Below are 18264 nucleotides of genomic sequence, written 5' to 3' on the forward strand. Positions count from 1 at the left end.
TAGAGTTAGAGCATCAGGGGCCGCACGCGGTACGCGCGCCCCTGCGAAAAGTTCACCAAACCAGGAGCGTGTGCAGTGGCCACTCGGCCCCCCGTGAGCCTGCCGAAGCTGTCCCGGCGCAGCCGGATCCTGCTCATCATCGCCGCCGTAGTCATCCTGGCCCTGCTGCTGGGCGCGAGACTGCTGGACACCTATGTCGACTGGTTGTGGTTCGGCGAGGTCGGCGCCCGGACGGTCTTCAGCACGGTGTTGATCACCCGTGTCGTCTTGTTCTTCGCCGTCGGGCTCCTGGTGGGAGGCTCGCTCGCGATCAGTTTGATGATCGCGTACCGGTCGAGGCCCGTCTTCGTGCCGATTTCCGGCAACGACGACCCGCTCGCGCGCTATCGGTCGGCGATCGTCGGCCGGATCCGGCTTTTCGGTATCGGCATCCCGGTGCTCACCGGGCTCATCGCCGGCGCGTCCGCGCAGGGCGACTGGCAGGTCGTACAGCTGTTCCTGAACGGCACGCGCTTCGGGCAGACCGATCCCGAATTCGGCAACGACGTCGGCTTCTACGCCTTCGACCTGCCGTTCTACAACTGGCTCCTGGGCTGGCTGTTCATCTCCGTCGTCATCGCGTTCTTCGGCGCGTTGATCTCCCACTACATCTTCGGTGGCATCCGGCTCGCGGGTAAGGGCGGCCAGCTCGCCGGCCCGACTCGTGCCCAGCTCGCGATCACCATCGGCATCTTCGTGCTGCTGAAGGCGGTCGAGTACTTCTTCGATCGCTACAACCTGCTGCTCTCCGATAGGGGGGCGCCGCTCTTCGTCGGTGCGACCTACACCGACCTGAACGCGGTCCTGCCCGCGAAGCTGATCCTTCTGTGCATCTCGGTGATCTGCGCCGTCGCCTTCTTCGCCGGCGCGTTCCTGCGCAACCTGCAGCTCCCCGCGATCGCGCTGGTGCTGCTGATCCTGTCGAACGTGCTCGTCGGCGTCGCGTGGCCCGCCGTGCTCGACCAGTTCTCGGTGCGCCCCAACGCGAACGAGAAGGAGTCCGCGTCGATCCAGCGCAACATGGACGCGACCCGCCAGGCGTTCGGCCTGACCAACGTCGAATACAAGGACTACACCGGAAAGTCTGAGGCGACCTCCGCGGAGATCAAGGCGGACAAGGGGACCGTCCCGAACATCCGGCTCCTCGACCCGAACATCCTCAGCGACACCTTCACCCAGCGCGTCGGCCGTGAGAACTTCTACGGCTTCCCGTCGAAGCTGGACATCGACCGCTACACCCTCAACGGGGTCACGCAGGACTACATCGTCGCGGCCAAGGAGATCAAGACCGAGGGCCTGACCGGCAACCAGACGAACTGGATCAACAAGCACCTCGTCTACACGCACGGAAACGGCTTCGTCGCCGCGCCGGCCAACACGATCGACCGCGCGCTGAAGGACGCCAACTCCGACGGCGGTTACCCGATCGCCACCACCAGCGACACCCAGAACCCGACGGGCGCCGGTTCGACCGACCCGAACAAGCCGGGCATCAAGGTGGACGAGCCGCGCATCTACTACGGCGAGCTGGCGACCGACGCCGCGTACGCGATCGTCGGCGGCAAGGCGGGACAGGCGCCCGGCGAGTACGACACCGCCGTCGACCGCGGCTACATCTACAAGGGCTCCGGCGGCGTGCCGATCGACAACTGGTTCAACCGGCTCGTCTTCGCCGCCGAGTACGGCGAGCGGAACATCCTCTTCTCCGACGCCATCGGCGACGGATCCAAGATCATGTTCAACCGTGAGCCTCGGGATCGTGTCGCCAAGGTCGCCCCGTGGCTGACCCTCGACGGTGACCCGTATCCGGCGGTCGTCAACGGCAAGATCATCTGGATCGTCGACGGCTACACCACGATGAACAACTTCCCGTACGCCCAGCAGACCCAGCTCGGCCAGGCGACCAACGACTCGCTCAGCGGCACCACCCGCCAGGCGAACTCCTCGCTCAACTACATCCGAAACTCGGTCAAGGCCACCGTCGACGCGTTCGACGGCACCGTGACCCTGTACGGGGTCGAGGACAACGAGCCGGTGTTGAACGCCTGGAAGAACGTCTTCCCCGGCCTGGTCAAGCCGAGCAGCGAGATCTCGCCGGACCTGCGGTCGCACTTCCGCTACCCCGAAGACCTCTTCAAGGTGCAGCGGGAACTCCTGTCGAAGTACCACGTGAACAACCCGGCGGAGTTCTACGCGCAGCAGGCCTTCTGGAGCGTTCCCCAGGACCCGACGCAGGAAGGCGGCGTGAACGCGTCCGCCTCCGGTGTCGCGAACCAGCCCGGCTACTACGTCCTGGCCACCGCGCCGGGAGACAACAAATCGCGATTCCAGCTCACCAGTTCGCTGACCGGTCTCCAACGGCAGTACCTGGCGGCCTGGATGTCGGTGTCCTCGGATCCCGAGGACTACGGGAAGATGCGCGTCCTGAGACTGCCGACAGGCGCCAGCGGATCGACCCAGGTGGACGGTCCCGTCCAGGTCCAGAACAGATTCCAAAGTGACCCGCGGGTCGCGCAGGACCGGACCCTGTTCAACAACCCGAACGTCACCGTCACGTACGGAAACCTGATCACCCTGCCCGTCGCGAACGGCTTCCTTTACGTGGAACCGGTCTACATCCGGCAGCGGAACCAGCTGAGCTATCCGCAGCTGGCCCGGGTCCTGGTCTCCTACGGCACCAAGATCGGTTTCGCGCCGACGCTCAACGAAGCCCTGGATCAGGTCTTCGGGCCGGGCACGGGTTCCGGGGTCACGCCGCCGCAGACCGGAGGCACGCCCGGAACGACCACACCGCCCCCGGGCACCACGACGCCGCAGCCGCCTGCCACCGGCAACCCGGCGCTCGACAAGGCCGCGGGCGACATGCACGACGCCTGGGTCAAGTTCCGCGCCGCCCAGCAATCCGGCAACTACGCCGACCAGGGTGCCGCCCTGGCCGCACTCGAAGCCGCTTCGAAGGCCTACGAGTCGGCCAAGGCCAACCCGCCGGCGTCCGGTGCGCCCCCGACCTCCGGCCAGCCCGGAGGGTGACGTCGCTTACCTAAAGGGCACCTGCTTTGCGCCTGCTCGAAACGCAGGCGTAAGGTAGGTGTCACGACGCGGGGTGGAGCAGCTCGGTAGCTCGCTGGGCTCATAACCCAGAGGTCGCAGGTTCAAATCCTGTCCCCGCTACAGAGGTTGGAGGCCCGTGTCTGCGGAAAGCGCAGACACGGGCCTCCTTCGCATTTGTCCCGGGGGTCGAACCCCCGGACCCCCGCCAGGAGGGCTCCGCCCCCTGGACCCCCGGAGTGAGTGGGTCGCCTCGGTGCCCAGGGTGACGGTGGTAGCGGGGGACCTTTGCTACCAGGTGGGGAGCGGGGGACCTTTGCTACCGCGTGGGGGCGGTCCAGCAGGCGTAGCCATCGGGGCGGTACAGGACGGCTTCGGTGGCGGGCCACGGCAGGGACGTGACCAGCTGGGTGGTCAGGCGCGGCGAGCGGGCCTGGGCCCGGGCGGCGTCGACGTGGGCCGGAGTGGTCGTCAGGAGCACGAAGCCACCGTCGTGAAAGAGCGTGCTCGGGCGAATCGGGCCGGCTTCGGTGTCGAGTTCCTGGTCATTCAGTCGCGAGCCCAGCGCCGGGTGCGACGTCCCGTAGGTCATGTAGCGGATCCCGAGACCGGAGACCATGCCCCCCAAATGCCGATTTACCTCAGGCAGCGTGACCAGGTCGGCGAAAAGGTCGCGAAGCGCGCGAGACTCGTGAGACCGCGGAGTCAGCCCCAGCTGAGCCGCGACGTTGTGCAGCACCTGAGCGCCGACAGGGTGCCGTTCGGCCTCGTAGGTGTCCAGCAGGGCGTCACCGGCCCAGCCACGCACGTTCGCGGCGAGCTTCCAGCCCAGGTTCATGGCGTCCTGCACACCCAGGTTCAACCCCTGGCCGCCTGCCGGGAAATGGATGTGCGCCGCGTCGCCTGCCAGTAGCACCCGTCCGACGCGGTAGTGCTCCGCCTGTCGCGCGGCGTCCGAGAACTGTGACGCCCACCGGATTTCCGACACCGTCGCTGTCTCACCGTACGAGTCGAGCAGTGCCTGCCGGACCTCCTCGTGCGAGATGGCGGACCGGATGTTCTTGGGGCGCGAGGCCCTGTCACCGTAGACGAAACGGTAGAGACCCGGTTCTCCCAACGGAATCAAGCCTTTGAACGTGGTCGCACCGGTCGGCTCGCCGATGTTCCGCATCGTTCGCCACTGTTTTTGCGCACCGTCAGGGATTCTGTCGAACAGGACGTCCGCGACCACGCCGAAGCCTTGACCGTCCACACCGGGAAAGTCCACGTTCAGTCCTTTGCGTACAACACTTCGAGAGCCGTCGCAGCCGACGAGGTACTTCGCGCGCAGCCGGGTTTCGCCACCGTCTGTTCGGTACCGGACAGAGACAGAGTCTTTGTCCTGAACGAAATCGATTACTTCGGCTCCTCGCACTACCTTCGTTCCTTGCGCGGCAAGCCGTTCTTCCAGGTACTCCTCGACCTGGGCCTGCGGAATCCCCAGCTGGAAGGGAAATCGAGTGTCCCAGCAGTGGTAGTCGACCGGGATCATCGCGAAGTGTCCGTCCTGCACCGTCGTGAACGAACGCTCTTCGGCGCCGTCCAGAAGTCCGCGCAGCTCCAGTATTTCCGCTGTCCGCGGTTGCAGGTTCAGCGCTTTCGACAGTCCCGTGCGCTCGGGAAGCCGTTCCAGTACCACGACATCGACGCCGGCGAGTGCGAGTTCGTTGGCCAGCATCAGCCCGGTCGGCCCCGCCCCGGCCACGACCACGTCCGTCCCCAGGTTGTCCATACCACTCCTTAACAACGTTAAATTGACCTGTGGACAGAGTGCCCTTAACATCGTTAAATTGTCAAGGCGTTACCGCTGGGAAGAAGGTAAAAGTGGGTCTGACCAGGCAGGACATCGTCCGCGCCGGGCTGCGGCTGCTCAACGACGTCGGGCTCAACGGGCTGACGCTCCGCCTGATCGCGCAGGAACTCGATGTCAAAGCGCCGGCGCTGTACTGGCACGTGAAGAACAAACAGGAGCTGCTCGACGAGATGGCGACGCAGATGTACGCCGACGCGATGCCGGGCCGGGTGCCGGAAGGCCTGGGGGAGCGGAAATCCCTCGAGGTGGCGTCACGGGCTATGCGCCGGATGATGCTCGCTTACCGTGACGGGGCAAAGGTCTTCTCCGGGACCTTCATGACGGACGACGGCTTGCTCGGTGACAACCCGCTTCAGGCGCGCGTCGACGCGGGGCTCGAACCGTACCTGGCTGGACGAGCGTTGTTCACCGTTTACAGCTACGTCGTCGGCTTCACCATCGAAGAACAGGCCGTTTATCCGATTCCGGGCGAGCGGGACCCGCGCTACGACGTCACGCCCACCGCGTGGGTCTTCGACGAGGACGTCGAGGGCAGATTCGGTGACGGGCTGACCATGGTGCTCGACGGCGTCTTCGCCTGGCTGGATGACAAAGTCTCGCCATAAGGGCAGGTCAAGGGTGCTTTGGGAAGTTAAGGGCACCCGCCTGAAACCCGGTTTCGCCCCCGTGTAATCTATTAACACAACGACGCGGGGTGGAGCAGCTCGGTAGCTCGCTGGGCTCATAACCCAGAGGTCGCAGGTTCAAATCCTGTCCCCGCTACTGTGAAAACGAAGCGCGGATCTGCGGAAATCGCAGATCCGCGCTTCTTCGTTTTCCGGTTCCGTCGCCCGTGCGCCCTCCGGGGCGATCACTCCCCGTTGTTGGTCGGGGCGGGGGACGCGTACCGCTGTCCGTGGCGAAGGCCGGTTGCGTAGCGTGTTCGGTCCATTGTGGACAGGCGTAGTGCGTTGGGCCGAATGAGCGCATATCACTAGCCACAATGGACAGATGTGTTGACCACAGTGGACACAGGTTCCGAAAAGTGGGACCGTAGAGGACGTGTCCGAATTGAATGCAACAGCCGCCGCACTGCTCGGTCTTCTCCACGACGGTCCCGCCACGGGCGGGCAACTGGTCGCGGGGGCGGGTGAGCGTTTCGGCGCCTTCTTCAGCGTGACTCGCAGCCAGGTGTACCGGGAGCTCCCCGCCTTGTCGAAGGAGGGCCTCGTCCGCCTCGGCAAGCAGGGGCCGCGGTCGAGCCAGCAGTACCTCATCACCGCGGCGGGCAAGAAGGCGTTCAAGACGTGGCTGTCCTCCGAAGCCGGTCCTGACCACCTCCGCAGCCCGCTGATCCTCCGTCTCGTGCACGCCGGTTCGTTGACGGTGAAGCAGCGCGCGACCCTCCTCGAATCGGCCCGCGGGAGCTACACGCAGCAGCTCGACGAGGCCAAGGCCGCCAGCAAGGCCGCCGACGGCCCGTACGCCAAGGCGGTCGCCGAGTTCGCTCAGGCGCAGGCCAAAGCCGCACTGAAACTGCTGGATTCCATCCCCCAGTCCTGACCCGGACAGGTGCCCACGGCCGGTTCCCCGCAACCGGTCGTGGGTTTTGCCGTAACCTTGGCCGACGTGAGTGATGAGTTCGATGCGGCACTGAAGGACCTGGCCGGCAAGCTGACGCAGATCGAGTCGGTGATGGACCTGGATGCGCTGCGTGCCCAGGTGGCCGAGCTGGAGGAACAGGCATCCAGCCCGAACCTCTGGGACGACCCCGAAGCGGCGCAGAAGGTCACCAGCCAGTTGTCCCACCGGCAGAGTGAGCTGCGACGCATTTCCGAGCTGCGGCAGCGGCTCGACGACCTGGGCGTCCTCTATGAACTGGCCGAGGCCGAGGGCGACTCCGCCAGTGTGGCCGAGTCCGAGTCCGAGCTCACGGCGCTCACCAAGGACATCGACGGGCTCGAGGTCCGCACCCTGCTGTCGGGTGAATACGACCCGCGGAACGCCGTGGTCACCATCCGGTCCGAAGCGGGCGGTGTCGACGCCGCCGACTGGGCCGAGATGCTGCTCCGGATGTACCTGCGGTGGGCGGAACGCCACAACTACCCGACGGACGTCTACGACATCTCCTACGCCGAAGAAGCGGGTATCAAGTCCGCCACCTTCAAGGTGAGCGCCCCGTACGTCTACGGCACGCTCTCGGTCGAGCAGGGCACGCACCGGCTGGTGCGCATCTCGCCGTTCGACAACCAGAGCCGTCGCCAGACCTCCTTCGCGCACGTCGAGGTGATGCCCGAGGTCGAGGAGGTCGACCACGTCGACATCCCCGAGAAGGACATCCGCGTCGACGTGTACCGCTCGTCCGGGCCCGGCGGCCAGAGCGTCAACACGACGGACTCGGCGGTGCGGATCACCCACATCCCGACCGGCGTGGTCGTTTCGTGTCAGAATGAAAAGTCGCAGCTGCAGAACAAGGCGGCCGCGATGAAGGTCCTCCAGGCGCGGCTGCTGCAGCGGAAGAAGGAAGAGGAGCGCGCCGAGATGGACGCGCTCAAGGACGGCGGCTCCAGCTGGGGCAACCAGATGCGCTCCTACGTGCTGCACCCGTACCAGATGGTCAAGGACCTGCGGACCGAGTTCGAGGTCGGCAACCCGTCGTCCGTGCTCGACGGCGAGATCGACGGCTTCCTGGAGGCCGGCATCCGCTGGCGCAAGCAGTCCGGAGCCGCGTAACAACCCTGCGTGAGAGAGGAAGGGACCTTTGCTACCACTTTCCGAAAGAGAGTGATAGCAAAGGTCCCTTGCTCGCTTGGCCGCCGGTACCGGGCTACCCGGGCTTAACGGCGGGCATGGGTAGTATGCCGAACCGTGATCCGGCTCGAAGAGGTTTCCAAGGTCTACAAGACCTCGACCCGTCCCGCCCTTGAGCGGGTGTCGGTCGAGATCGACAAAGGCGAGTTCGTCTTCCTGATCGGTCCCTCGGGATCCGGGAAGTCGACCTTCCTGCGTCTCCTGCTGCGCGAAGAGGTGCCGAGCAAGGGTCGCGTCATGGTCTCCAACTTCGACGTCGCCAAGCTCGCCCGTCGCCGGGTGCCGCGGCTGCGGCAGACCATCGGCTGCGTCTTCCAGGACTTCCGTCTGCTGTCGAACAAGACCGTCGCCGAGAACGTCGCCTTCGCGCTCGAAGTCATCGGCAAGCCGCGCCCCACGATCCGCAAGGTCGTGCCCGAGGTGCTCGAACTCGTCGGCCTCGACGGCAAGGCCGACCGTCTCCCCAACGAACTCTCCGGTGGTGAGCAGCAGCGCGTCGCGATCGCCCGCGCGTTCGTGAACCGCCCGCTCGTGCTGCTCGCCGACGAGCCGACCGGGAACCTGGACCCCGACACCAGCCAGGACATCATGTTGCTGCTGGAGCGGATCAACCGCACCGGCACGACGGTGCTGATGGCCACCCACGACCATTCGATCGTGGACTCGATGCGGCGAAGGGTCGTCGAGCTCCAGCTCGGCAAGGTCATCCGTGACGACGCCCGAGGCGTCTACGGCATCGGCCGCTGACCGGCCCCGCCCTTTTCCGTAACCCACGACTTCCAAGGGACATCAACCCCGATGCGCGCCAGTTTCGTCTTCAGCGAGGTAGTCACCGGCTTGCGCCGGAACGTCACGATGACCATCGCGATGATCCTCACCACCGCGGTCTCCCTCGCCATGCTCGGCTTCGGCCTGCTGGCCGTCGGCACGATCGACAAGATGAAGGCCAACTTCCTCGCCGACGTCGAGGTTTCGGTCTATCTGGTCAACGACATCAGCGCGGGTGACCCGAACTGCTCGCAGTCCGCCTGCCAGACACTGCGTCAGCAACTGCAGGGCAACGAAGGCGTCGAGTCGGTCGTCTTCGAGAACCGCGAGCAGTCCTACGAGCGGTTCAAGAAGATGTTCGAGAGCCAGCCGGAACTGCTCGCGCTCACCGGGCCGGAGGCGCTGCCCGCGTCGCTGCACGTCAAGCTGAAGAACCCCGAGCGCAGCCAGGCGATCATCCAGGAGTACACCGGCAAGCCCGGCGTCTCCAAGGTCGACGACCAGCAGAAGGCGCTGGACCGCGTGTTCAACGCGCTCAACGGGGTGCGGAACCTGGCCTTCGGCGCCGCGCTGATCATGGCCATCGCCGCGCTGTTGCTGATCGCCAACACGATCCAGGTGTCGGCGTTCACCCGGCGCACCGAGGTCGGCATCATGCGGCTCGTCGGTGCGACCCGCTGGTACACGCAGCTGCCGTTCCTCCTGGAGGCGGTGGTCGCCGGCCTGGTCGGTGCCATCATCGGTATCGTCTTCCTGGTGCTCACCAAGGTGCTGTTGCTCGACTTGGTGCTCACCGGTGACGTGTTCCCCGCGGTCGGCATGCTCGAATTGCTGTTCCCGGTGGCGCCGATCCTGCTCGCCGTCTCGATCGTCATCTCGGCGATCACCGGCTACGTGACGCTGCGCCTGTACGTGCGCCACTAGCCGCCCCGATAACCACCTGCCCGAACACAGAAACTCACGTAGAGTCGCCGCTATGCCCAAGGAACGTGGACACAAGGTGATCGTGTCGAACCGCAAGGCTCGCCACGATTACTCCATCCTCGACACCTACGAAGCCGGTCTCGTGCTCGTCGGTACCGAGGTGAAGAGCCTGCGTGAAGGACGGGCATCGCTGGCCGACGCGTTCGCCACGGTGGACGACGGCGAGGTCTGGCTCCGCAACGTGCACATCCCGGAGTACGTGCAGGGCACGTGGACGAACCACACGCCGCGGCGCACCCGGAAACTGCTGCTGCACCGCCAGGAGATCGAGAAGCTCATCGGCAAGACCAAGGAGAGCGGTCTTTCGCTGGTCCCGCTGTCGATGTACTTCAAGGACGGCAAGGTCAAAGTCGAGATCGCGCTGGCGAAGGGCAAGAAGTCCTACGACAAGCGGCAGGACATCGCCAAGCGGGACGCGCAGCGCACCATCAGCCGGGCCATGGGCCGGGCGCTCAAGGGCCGGTACACCGATTGATCCACGGGCCCGCGTCGGACGCCGAGATCCCCGGCTGGCTCTCGGCGCTGGGCATCGACGGGCTCGTGGACCTTCACCTGCATTTCCTGCCGAAGCCGGTCATGGACAAGGTGTGGGCCTATTTCGACCAGGCCGAGGAGCACTACGGCATGGCCTGGCCGGTGCATTACCGCACCACCGAAGAAGAGCGCGTCGAAACCCTGCGGTCCTTCGGCGTGCGCAGGTTCGCGCCGCTGGTGTATCCGCACAAGCCCGGTATGGCCGAATGGCTGACGTCATGGGCGCTGGAGTTCGCGGACCGCGTCCCGGAGGCGGTGCCGACCGGCACGTTCTACCCGGAGCCCGGTGCGCTGTCCGTTGTGGACGGTGCGCTGCGCGCGGGCGCCCGGTGTTTCAAGGCGCACGTCCAGGTCGGCGCCTACGACCCGCGTGACGAGCTGCTCGACGGCGTCTGGGGAGCGCTGGCGGACGCGGGCGTTCCCGTGGTCGTCCACTGTGGACACGGTCCGTTGAGGGGTGCCTACACCGGGCTACGGTTGTTCGAAGAGATCCTGGTGCGGCATCCCAGCCTGACGCTGGTGCTCGCACACGCCGGCATGCCCGAGATCGACTTCGCCTTCGAGCTGGCCGGGAAGTATCCGCGCGTGTACCTCGACACCACGATGGTCGGGGTGGAGTTCACCCTGCGCGGCAATCCGCTTCCGCCGGACTGGCAGGACCTGCTGGCAGAGTTCCCGGATCGCGTCGTGCTCGGCACCGATTTCCCCAACATCCCGTACTCGTACGCCACACAGCTGCAGGCGATCGCCGGCTGGGCCGCCGACGATCGCCTGGGTGAGCCGTTCCTGCGGGCGGTGCTGCACGACACCCCCGCGAAACTGCTCAGCGTTTGAGCTGGGCCACCTCGGTGACCGAGACGGCGCGGCCGAGCAGCCGCGTCCCCAGCTCCGAGACCGGGATCTGCTTGCCCGCCAGCAGGAATCCACCCGTCGCCAGCGCCACCCACGGCGCCGGGCCCTGCGCCAGACCATCGCTCAGCGGGGCGAAACCGTGCGCGGCGAGGCCGAGCAGGCCCCCGGCGATCGCCAGCCCGGCCACCACGAGCTGAGGTGTGTGCGCGGTCGACGCGGGGCCGGAACCCTGCGACTCGAAGCGGGCGAACATCCGCAGCAGGCCGAGGAGCACGAGCCCGCAGGCACCGAGCCAGGCCGGGAGCATCGTCAGCCACAGCACGGAACCCGGTTCGGGGGTTTCGTAACCGAGGCCGTAGACCGCGACACCGGAGACGACGATCAGCGCCGGCATGTGCCACAGGTAGACGCTCATGAACCGCGGGCCGATCCACTTCAGCGCGGCGTCGAGGTTCGGCCGGGCGGCCAAGGCGTTCAGCTGGGGCTTGAAGGCCAGCAGGAGTCCAATCTGGCCGATCGCGAGGAAGGCCAGCAGCACGGTCGGCGGGCTCATGTTCGACACCGGGGCGCCCGGCATGCCGATCATGCTCGCCGGGTACGGGCCGAAGGCGACCATCAGCGCGGTGATGCCGAAACCGGCTGCGGACATGCCCAGCGCGGCGTTGCGGCTCAGCGACCCGAGACGTCCCTGCGTGTAGTGGAAACCGAGCTGGTGCACGGCCATCCAGACGAAGACGGCGTTCGCGAACCCGATCAGGCCGAGGTCGTTGAAGCGGGCGACGTCCACGAGCACGGCGGCGGCGAGCATCACGAGCGGGACCTTCAGGCCCCAGCGGCGATGGGCCGCGGCGAGCATCGGGGTGAGCAGCACGGTGAGCACGTACACGGCGAGGAACCACAGCAACTGGGCGGCGATCGCGCCGCCGACCTGCAACGGCTGCTCCGGAACGCCCATACCGCGCAGGATGTCCGGGACGAACAGCCAGACGGCCACCAGCGGCAGCACCGGGATCATCAGCCGCTTGAGGCGCGCCGCGAGCCAGGAACGGGAACTTTCCGCCCGGCTCAACGAGATCAGGTTCGCCGCGCCGCCGGCGAAGAAGACGAGCGGCATGACCTGGCTGAGCCAGGTGATGATCCACCAGCCGGGCGTCGCGAGGGCGTTCCCGGTCGAGAGATGGCCGTCGGCGTAGGAGAGCACCGGCATTCCCCAGTGCTGGACGACGACCGCGAGGATCGCGACCGCTCGGACGATGTCCAGGAACCTGTCACGGCCCTGTTTCCCGCTTGTGTGCATGGAAAAGAGCCTGGTGCTTCGGGGCCGCGAAAACAGTGGTGCGGGCCGCCGTATCGATCTTCGGGGTTTTCGCCCCCGGAAGGTGGAGTTTTCCCTACCCCACGCCGTCGGTCTCGGGCTCCGGGAGCGGGGCGGAGCACAGCCGGAACTCCCAGCAGTCGTCTTCGGCGCGGCCGAGTTCGTACCGGGTTTCGATTTTGGGCCCGTCGTGCAGATGGACGTGTTTGAGGACGGTGCCCACGATCGGCTCCGTGTCACCGAGCTCTTGGACGCGACCGTCGAGCGGCCCGCCGAAGAAGCGGACGCTGCGGGAGGTCCGGTCGGTCATGGGGCCTCCTCGGCTCGGCTCGTTTCCCCACCAACAGTCTGCCCATGTTAGGTGAGTGACGGCTTCGCCACCAAGAGCTACTTCAGCGTCCTAAATAAGTGAGCACCGCGCGGACCCGGCGGTGCTCCACCGAACTCGCTTCGAGCCCGAGCTTCGAGAAGATGTTGCCGATGTGCTTCTCGACCGCTCCGTGCGAGACGACGAGCGAGTTCGCGATCGCGGTGTTCGACAGGCCCTGCGCCATCAACCCCAGCACCTCGGACTCGCGGGCGGTGAGCGCGTCGAGCGGGTTCTTGCGGCCCCGAGCCATGAGCTGCGCGATGACGTCCGGATCGATGGCCGTGCCGCCGCCGGCGACCCGCTTGACCGCGTCGAGGAAGTCCCCGACGTCGGCGACGCGTTCCTTGAGCAGGTAACCGACTCCGCCCGCGCCACCGGACAGCAGCTCGACGGCGTAGCTCTCTTCGACGTACTGGGAAAGCACGAGGACCGGAAGACCGGGAACGGCCTCACGGGCGCCCAGCGCCGCCCGCAGGCCCTCGTCGGTGAAGGTGGGCGGCATGCGGACATCGACGATCGCGAGGTCCGGCTGGTGCTCCTTGACCGCGACCAGCAGGTCGTCGCCGTTGTCCACGGCGGCGACCGTCTCGATGTCCTCGTCGGCGAGCAGTCGGATCACCCCCGCGCGCAACAGAACCGCGTCTTCGGCGATGACAACCCGCATGCTGCCCCCAGCGTCGTGAGTGAATGGCAGAGCCTATTCACTCACGAGCGGGTCACCATTGGCACGGCAGGTCCGCGCGAATCACCGTCGGGCCGCCGGGCGGGCTGACGACGGTGATCACGCCGTCGATCGTGGCCGCGCGGTCGGCGAGCCCGGCGAGGCCGCCACCTGGCCGGACTTCGGCGCCGCCGTGCCCGTTGTCGGTGATCTCGACGATGACCATCGACTCGGTGCGCCACACCTTCACGCCCGCTTCGGTCGCGCCCGAGTGCTTCGCGATGTTGGTCAGCGTCTCGCCGACGATGAAGTACGCCGTCGTCTCGACCGCGGCAGGCGGTCGCGGCTCGACGTCCACCTCGACGTCGACGTGGATCGGCGATTTCGCGGCCTGCGCGGACAAGGCGGCGTCGAGACCGCGGTCGCCGAGGACGGCCGGGTAGATCCCGCGGGCGAGGTCGCGCAGTTCCGATACCGCGAGCTTGGCGTCGAGATGGGCTTCGTCGATCAGCTCGCGCACGGCGTTCGGGTCCTGGTCGAACTTCGACTTCGCGCGGCCGAGGCTCATCGCGACGGCGACCAGCCGCTGCTGGGCCCCGTCGTGCAGGTCGCGCTCGATGCGGCGGCGTTCGGCCTCGGCGGCGTCGACACCGCGAGCCCGCGACGCCTGCAGGCGCTCGGCCTTCTGCTCCAGTTTCGCGGCGCGGTTCGGGCCGAGCAGCGAGTACGCCAGGTTGCCGTGCAGCCATCCGACCCACGGGGTCACCCAGATCGCCATCGGCAGCAGCACGACCGACGCGATCGCGATCGGCAGCTCCAGGCAGGCCAGGGGGAACGCCGCCATGAGGTAGGCGAGGTCGCGCCAGGTCGTCGCGTCGGTCAGGCGGGTCAGCCAGCGCTTGACCAGCGAAAGTCCTTCGAGGGGGAGCCGCTCGACCGGCTCCAGCGGGGTTTCGAGCATCGTCCGCGCCCAGCCCCGCTCCCGGTCGGCGGACCAGCGGATGAAGCTGGTCGTGGCCATCAGGATCGGGAAGCCGATCCACACCACCGCGGTCGCGATGCCGACCGCCAGCCCGACGACGATGAGGATGAACTGGAGCAGCCGGAAGAAGAAGCTGACGAACATGTAGGCGATCGTTCGCATCGGCCGCGGCCGCGGGATCCCCACCTGCTGTACCTGCTGGTCGATCGTCATCCGTGAACCTCGCCCCAAGAATCTTCCAGACGGCGACGCTGGGCGTAGGTCGGCCCGAGCAACGCCGTCGCCAGCCGGGCATGCATCCCGGCCAGCGCCTTCGTCAACGCTACCGAGAGCGCGACGCAGAGCACTCCGAGCGCCGCCCAAGGCAGCGCCGAGACCGTCGAATCGACGGTGAACCACGCGTTCTCCCAGGTCGGGAAGCGGTACTCGCCGCCGGGCAGGAAGCGGTAGTAGATCGGCAGCCCGGCGAGGCCGAGACTGGTCGACCAGAACACCGTGACCAGGACGAACTCGATGATCCCGAGCGGGAAGAGCAGGAAGAAGTAGCCGAGGTCGCGCCACGTCGAGCCGTCCTTCAGGCGCGCCTTCCAGCGCACGGACTGGCCGGCGACGGGCAGCGGGAGGTACGGCAGGTCGATGTAGCGGTCGAGCAGCGCGTACACCCTGGCGCGCTCCATCCGGGCCGCGCCGCGGACCGTCAGGATCACCAGCGCGAGGATGGGCAACCCGATCCAGACGACCGCCGTGCCGACGCCCGCCGAGATGAAGGACGTCAGGAGCGCGAAGGCCAGTACGCCCATCGGCAGGTTCATCAGCAGGTAGACCAGCGAGCCGCCGAACGACGGATCGGACCTGCTCAGCTCCCGCTCGGCCGCCAGCGAACTCATGGTCGTGCTCCTCTCCTGTTCGAGGAGTCAAGCATCGCGCCCGAGGACGTCCGCTGACATGGTGCTCGCGGGCATCTCCCAGGTAGGGCTAGCCCCACCTGCGGGATTAACCCGGTTGCCGCCCGCGTTATGATGTACAGGTTGTGTCCCACCAAGGGGGTGAACGGTTTCGACTTTGGACGTTGAATCAGGAGAAGCGTGCCGGTGCAGGCGAGAGACCACCGTAAGCGTCATCGCAAACCAATAAGCGCCGAGCCTAAGAGCCAGCGCGAGTTCGCTCTTGCTGCCTAAGCAGTAGAGCAACTCTGTCGGTCCGGGGTCGCCTCCGACCCGGTCACCGGCATCAGCTAGGAGGCTTACCGTCACACTCGGCTACGGGGTGTGATTGGGAAACAAACAGTGGCTGGGCTCGTCACTTCAGCTTGTTCGCGTGACTGAAGGGGCCAAGTAGAGACATAGCGGACTGCGCACGGAGAAGCCCTGATGATTCGCCAGAGGACCCGGGTTCAATTCCCGGCACCTCCACCGTTTCGCCGAAGCGGCCCTACCCCTCAGGGGTGGGGCCGCTTCTTCTATGTGAGGTCTGAGCCGAGTTTCGCTACGGCAGTTGCGTAATCACTTCGGGGACCGCTAGGGTTCATTTGCGAAACGGCCGTAGCGAAAAGGAGTGCGATGTCAGCCGAGGAGAAGCGCCGGGGGCGGCCGAGGGACGAGCAGGCCGATGGGCGGATTCTCGACGCCGCACTGGAAGTGTTGCTGGAGAACGGATACGACCGGTTCTCCATCGACACGGTCGCCGCGATGGCCGGGGTCGCCAAGACCACGCTGTACCGGCGTTGGCCGACCAAAGACCACGTGATCGTGGCGGTGGTGGCCAAGATGCAGGACGAGGTGCCGGTGGTCGACACCGGCGATCTGCGCGCGGACCTGGTCGGCTACCTCACCGAGATCGCCGCCGGACTGAACCGGATGCGCAAGGCCGCCAGGTCCAAAGAGGCGAGCGACCGGTCCGCCGGGCTGGTCGCCGAGATCGCCGCTGCCGCCGCCCGGCATCCGGACATCGGCGCCGCGGTGGGGCAACTCTTCGCGCGCCGCAACACCCTGCCGATCAGCCTCATCCGCCGGGCGCGTGAGCGCGGCGACCTGCCGCAAGAAGTCGACCCGGAGGCGCTGTTCGATCAGCTCGCCGGGGCGCTCTATTACCGGCTGCTGATCACCGGAAATCCGATCGGACCGGCGTATGTGCGCACGTTGGTCGGTACCGCGCTCAGTGGAATCTCCCCAACCCTTCCAGTGAAAAGGACCACGTCATGACCACCACGTCTTCGTCAAGAGTCCGGATGTCCCGCCGTCACCGGATCGCGCTCATCGGGGGGATCGTGCTCGCCGTGCTGGCCGGCTATGTCACCTGGAGCAACCTGCGCCCGGTCGACCTGAACTCCTCGATCGAGATCGACGCCCCGGCGGACAGGGTGTGGCAGGTGCTCACCGATCTCCGCGCCTATCCGGCCTGGAACCCGTTCGTCATCTCGGCGGAGGTGACCTCGGACGGTGGCACGCTCAAGGAGGGAGCCACCCTGCGCAATGTCCTGCGCGACAAGACCGGCGACACCACGTTCACCCCGACCGTGCTCGCGGTGACACCGGAACGGGAACTGCGCTGGCTCGGGCGGATCGGGCCCGGACTGATCTTCGACGGCGAGCACCGGTTCGAACTGCGTCCGCTCGGCCCCGGCCGGACCCTGCTGGTGCAGAGCGAGCGGTTCACCGGTGCGCTGGTGCCGTTCGTGGTGAGCAGCCTGCGGGCAGACACGTTGCCGCAGTTCGAGGCGTTGAACCGGGCGCTGGCTCAGCGGGCGACGGCTCTCCCCAGTTGAATCACGGAGAGTAGCTGAAGCAGGGTCGATTCCATCTCGATTCACCCGCAATGGCGATCTTGTTCCGGTGAAGTGTCATGCTGTGTGTCCGACCATGGCTCTCTTTCGAAACGACCCCGTGTCGCCGGAGGGCCGGAAGAAGGTGGCAGATGACCTGGGCCAGGCATTCCAGTCGTCCCGACCCCGCTGAAGACCAGAGCCGGATGGCAGGTGTGCGCGCGGAGGAAGAAGTCCGCCTCACCCTGCAGAACGGCAGAGCAGCTCGAACCGTCGCAGGGCACGCCTCGGATGCCATCGACTGCGCGGAACTGCTGGCGATGCTCGGACTCGAGGGAGTCCAGAAGAAGCACGCTCAGCGCACCTGACCCCCGATCCGGGTGGTCAATTCGGCCGCGGTCAGACGGACCTCTTCGGCGAGATCGGGCCAAGTCTCCTCGCATCCCCCGGCCCCTGGGCAGAGGTGGCGGAGGGTCACGCTGATCGCGGCCATCGGCCGGCCGCCGTGGTCGAAGACCGGGCAGGCCACCGAGGCGAATCCTTCGGTGACGTGACCGTCTTCGACCGCCCAGCCGAGCCTGCCCTCCGCGTTCAGCGTGCGGCGCAGTTCGGCGAGGGTGCGCGGACCGCGACCGGTGCGCAGGACGAACGCCGACGCGGCCGGGAAGAGCGCGCGCACATGCGGCGACGGCAGATGCCGCAGGATCGCCCTGCCCGACGCCGTGAGCTGGCCCGGGAGCCGGACGCCCACCTCGGTCACCAGGGTTTCCGGGCGGGTGGGGCGTTCTTTGACCAGGTAGAGCGACTCGTTGCCGTGCAGCACGCCGAGATGTGCGGTGTGGCCGACGCGGTCGGCGAGTTTGCGCAGCAGCGGGACCGCTAGTCGTTCCAGCGGGTCGTGCCGCAGGTAGGCCGAGCCGAGTTCGAACGCGGCGATGCCGAGGCCGTAGCGGCGCTCGGCGGGCAGGTGCGTCACGAAACCGGCGGCTTCGAGTTCGGCGAGCAGGTGATACGTCGTCGAGCGCGGGAGGCCGAGTTCGCGCGCGATCGCGGCCGCGGACACCGGGCCGGGCCGCGCGGCGAGGGCGCGGAGGATGCCGAGGCCGCGGCGTAGGGCTGGTACTTCGCTGCTCTCGCCCATGGCCGGCCTCCTTCGGTTTGTGCGGCTGTTCGTGCGGCGGGGGAGCAAGGGACCTTTGCTACCACTTCTCGCAATGTCGAGACGAGTGGTAGCAAAGGTCCCTTGCTCCCTTTTCGCAGGTGGGAGCGGTGACTGTGTGGATTTCAGGTCGTCCGACGCACCAAAAT

At 66.8% G+C, this 18264-nt stretch carries 18 protein-coding genes, 2 tRNA genes and 1 other RNA gene; 14 read left to right on the plus strand and 7 right to left on the minus strand.

From position 1 onward, the window contains the following. The first annotated feature begins 75 nt into the window (after nt 1-75). Together ED92_RS34795 and ED92_RS34800 are read left to right on the plus strand one after the other, a co-directional pair. On the plus strand, nt 76-3069 hold the full coding sequence (locus tag ED92_RS34795; RefSeq protein ID WP_037345941.1) for a UPF0182 family protein: 2994 nt from the start codon (nt 76-78) through the stop codon (nt 3067-3069). A 67-nt stretch (nt 3070-3136) separates the two neighbouring features. Continuing rightward, nucleotides 3137-3210, plus strand: a tRNA-Met gene (locus ED92_RS34800). A 196-nt stretch (nt 3211-3406) separates the two neighbouring features. Here ED92_RS34800 and ED92_RS34805 read toward each other — a convergent pair. After that, complete coding sequence (locus tag ED92_RS34805) at nt 3407-4858, minus strand: FAD-dependent monooxygenase (protein WP_037345943.1); 1452 nt, start codon at nt 4856-4858, stop codon at nt 3407-3409. Between the two features lie 92 nt (nt 4859-4950). Between ED92_RS34805 and ED92_RS34810 the strand changes: the two genes are divergently transcribed. From ED92_RS34810 to ED92_RS34845, 8 genes are all read left to right on the plus strand, one after another. After that, the gene (locus ED92_RS34810) at nt 4951-5544 is read left to right on the plus strand and encodes a TetR/AcrR family transcriptional regulator C-terminal domain-containing protein (protein WP_037345945.1); all 594 of its coding nucleotides are present in this window, start codon (nt 4951-4953) and stop codon (nt 5542-5544) included. 83 nt (nt 5545-5627) lie between these two features. Next, a tRNA-Met gene (locus ED92_RS34815) sits at nt 5628-5701 on the plus strand. Nucleotides 5702-5980: 279 nt separating this feature from the next. Beyond that, nucleotides 5981-6481 carry a PadR family transcriptional regulator gene (locus tag ED92_RS34820; protein WP_037345948.1) on the plus strand — a complete coding sequence of 167 codons (501 nt, stop codon included), beginning with the start codon at nt 5981-5983 and terminating at the stop codon, nt 6479-6481. Between the two features lie 66 nt (nt 6482-6547). After that, complete coding sequence (gene prfB, locus ED92_RS34825) at nt 6548-7651, plus strand: peptide chain release factor 2 (protein WP_037345950.1); 1104 nt, start codon at nt 6548-6550, stop codon at nt 7649-7651. Nucleotides 7652-7786: 135 nt separating this feature from the next. After that, nucleotides 7787-8476 carry a cell division ATP-binding protein FtsE gene (gene ftsE / locus ED92_RS34830; protein WP_005168409.1) on the plus strand — a complete coding sequence of 230 codons (690 nt, stop codon included), beginning with the start codon at nt 7787-7789 and terminating at the stop codon, nt 8474-8476. A 51-nt stretch (nt 8477-8527) separates the two neighbouring features. Further along, on the plus strand, nt 8528-9421 hold the full coding sequence (ftsX, locus tag ED92_RS34835) for a permease-like cell division protein FtsX (RefSeq protein WP_037345952.1): 894 nt from the start codon (nt 8528-8530) through the stop codon (nt 9419-9421). Between the two features lie 52 nt (nt 9422-9473). Next, nucleotides 9474-9956, plus strand: a complete 483-nt coding sequence (gene smpB, locus ED92_RS34840) for an SsrA-binding protein SmpB (RefSeq protein ID WP_037345953.1) — start codon at nt 9474-9476, stop codon at nt 9954-9956. Next, entirely contained in the window at nt 9953-10849 is an 897-nt protein-coding gene (locus tag ED92_RS34845; protein ID WP_037345955.1) for an amidohydrolase family protein, read from the plus strand. The genes smpB and ED92_RS34845 overlap by 4 nt, the downstream gene beginning before the upstream one ends. Here the strand turns inward: ED92_RS34845 and ED92_RS34850 are convergent. The 5 genes from ED92_RS34850 to ED92_RS34870 all read right to left on the minus strand — a co-directional run bounded on the left by ED92_RS34850 (nt 10839) and on the right by ED92_RS34870 (nt 15082). Then, a complete protein-coding gene (locus ED92_RS34850; protein ID WP_037345957.1) occupies nt 10839-12164 on the minus strand; it encodes an acyltransferase in 1326 nt (441 codons plus the stop codon). The genes ED92_RS34845 and ED92_RS34850 overlap by 11 nt on opposite strands. A gap of 94 nt (nt 12165-12258) precedes the next feature. After that, nucleotides 12259-12492 carry a hypothetical protein gene (locus ED92_RS34855; protein WP_037345959.1) on the minus strand — a complete coding sequence of 78 codons (234 nt, stop codon included), beginning with the start codon at nt 12490-12492 and terminating at the stop codon, nt 12259-12261. An 82-nt stretch (nt 12493-12574) separates the two neighbouring features. Beyond that, the gene (locus ED92_RS34860) at nt 12575-13216 is read right to left on the minus strand and encodes a response regulator transcription factor (protein ID WP_037345960.1); all 642 of its coding nucleotides are present in this window, start codon (nt 13214-13216) and stop codon (nt 12575-12577) included. Between the two features lie 52 nt (nt 13217-13268). Next, entirely contained in the window at nt 13269-14408 is a 1140-nt protein-coding gene (locus ED92_RS34865) for a sensor histidine kinase (RefSeq protein ID WP_037345963.1), read from the minus strand. Further along, the gene (locus ED92_RS34870; protein ID WP_037345966.1) at nt 14405-15082 is read right to left on the minus strand and encodes a sensor domain-containing protein; all 678 of its coding nucleotides are present in this window, start codon (nt 15080-15082) and stop codon (nt 14405-14407) included. The genes ED92_RS34865 and ED92_RS34870 overlap by 4 nt, the downstream gene beginning before the upstream one ends. A 155-nt stretch (nt 15083-15237) precedes the next feature. Here ED92_RS34870 and ssrA point away from each other — a divergent pair. The 4 genes from ssrA to ED92_RS42930 all read left to right on the plus strand — a co-directional run bounded on the left by ssrA (nt 15238) and on the right by ED92_RS42930 (nt 17324). After that, nucleotides 15238-15610, plus strand: a transfer-messenger RNA (tmRNA) gene (gene ssrA / locus ED92_RS41675). Between the two features lie 144 nt (nt 15611-15754). Continuing rightward, nucleotides 15755-16396 (plus strand): TetR/AcrR family transcriptional regulator, encoded by a 642-nt coding sequence (locus ED92_RS34875; RefSeq protein WP_052121075.1) that lies wholly within the window; start codon nt 15755-15757, stop codon nt 16394-16396. After that, nucleotides 16393-16959 carry an SRPBCC domain-containing protein gene (locus tag ED92_RS34880; RefSeq protein WP_037345968.1) on the plus strand — a complete coding sequence of 189 codons (567 nt, stop codon included), beginning with the start codon at nt 16393-16395 and terminating at the stop codon, nt 16957-16959. Before ED92_RS34875 ends, ED92_RS34880 begins: the two co-directional genes overlap by 4 nt. 149 nt (nt 16960-17108) lie before the next feature. After that, a complete protein-coding gene (locus ED92_RS42930; RefSeq protein ID WP_037345970.1) occupies nt 17109-17324 on the plus strand; it encodes a hypothetical protein in 216 nt (71 codons plus the stop codon). Here ED92_RS42930 and ED92_RS34890 read toward each other — a convergent pair. Continuing rightward, on the minus strand, nt 17312-18097 hold the full coding sequence (locus tag ED92_RS34890) for an IclR family transcriptional regulator (RefSeq protein ID WP_037345972.1): 786 nt from the start codon (nt 18095-18097) through the stop codon (nt 17312-17314). The genes ED92_RS42930 and ED92_RS34890 overlap by 13 nt on opposite strands. Nucleotides 18098-18264: the final 167 nt, after the last annotated feature.

The organism is Amycolatopsis sp. MJM2582 (assembly GCF_000754115.1).
In the GTDB taxonomy this organism is placed as follows: domain Bacteria; phylum Actinomycetota; class Actinomycetes; order Mycobacteriales; family Pseudonocardiaceae; genus Amycolatopsis; species Amycolatopsis japonica.

Coding starts and splice junctions, on each gene's coding strand:
- ED92_RS34875 (WP_052121075.1), top strand. CDS start 15,755: ATGTCAGCCGAGGAGAAGCGCCGGGGGCGGCCGAGGGACGAGCAGGCC.
- ED92_RS42930 (WP_037345970.1), top strand. CDS start 17,109: ATGACCTGGGCCAGGCATTCCAGTCGTCCCGACCCCGCTGAAGACCAG.
- ED92_RS34865 (WP_037345963.1), bottom strand. CDS start 14,408: ATGACGATCGACCAGCAGGTACAGCAGGTGGGGATCCCGCGGCCGCGG.
- smpB (WP_037345953.1), top strand. CDS start 9,474: ATGCCCAAGGAACGTGGACACAAGGTGATCGTGTCGAACCGCAAGGCT.
- ED92_RS34860 (WP_037345960.1), bottom strand. CDS start 13,216: ATGCGGGTTGTCATCGCCGAAGACGCGGTTCTGTTGCGCGCGGGGGTG.
- ED92_RS34855 (WP_037345959.1), bottom strand. CDS start 12,492: ATGACCGACCGGACCTCCCGCAGCGTCCGCTTCTTCGGCGGGCCGCTC.
- ED92_RS34890 (WP_037345972.1), bottom strand. CDS start 18,097: ATGGGCGAGAGCAGCGAAGTACCAGCCCTACGCCGCGGCCTCGGCATC.
- ED92_RS34850 (WP_037345957.1), bottom strand. CDS start 12,164: ATGCACACAAGCGGGAAACAGGGCCGTGACAGGTTCCTGGACATCGTC.
- ED92_RS34870 (WP_037345966.1), bottom strand. CDS start 15,082: ATGAGTTCGCTGGCGGCCGAGCGGGAGCTGAGCAGGTCCGATCCGTCG.
- ED92_RS34880 (WP_037345968.1), top strand. CDS start 16,393: ATGACCACCACGTCTTCGTCAAGAGTCCGGATGTCCCGCCGTCACCGG.
- ftsX (WP_037345952.1), top strand. CDS start 8,528: ATGCGCGCCAGTTTCGTCTTCAGCGAGGTAGTCACCGGCTTGCGCCGG.
- ED92_RS34805 (WP_037345943.1), bottom strand. CDS start 4,858: ATGGACAACCTGGGGACGGACGTGGTCGTGGCCGGGGCGGGGCCGACC.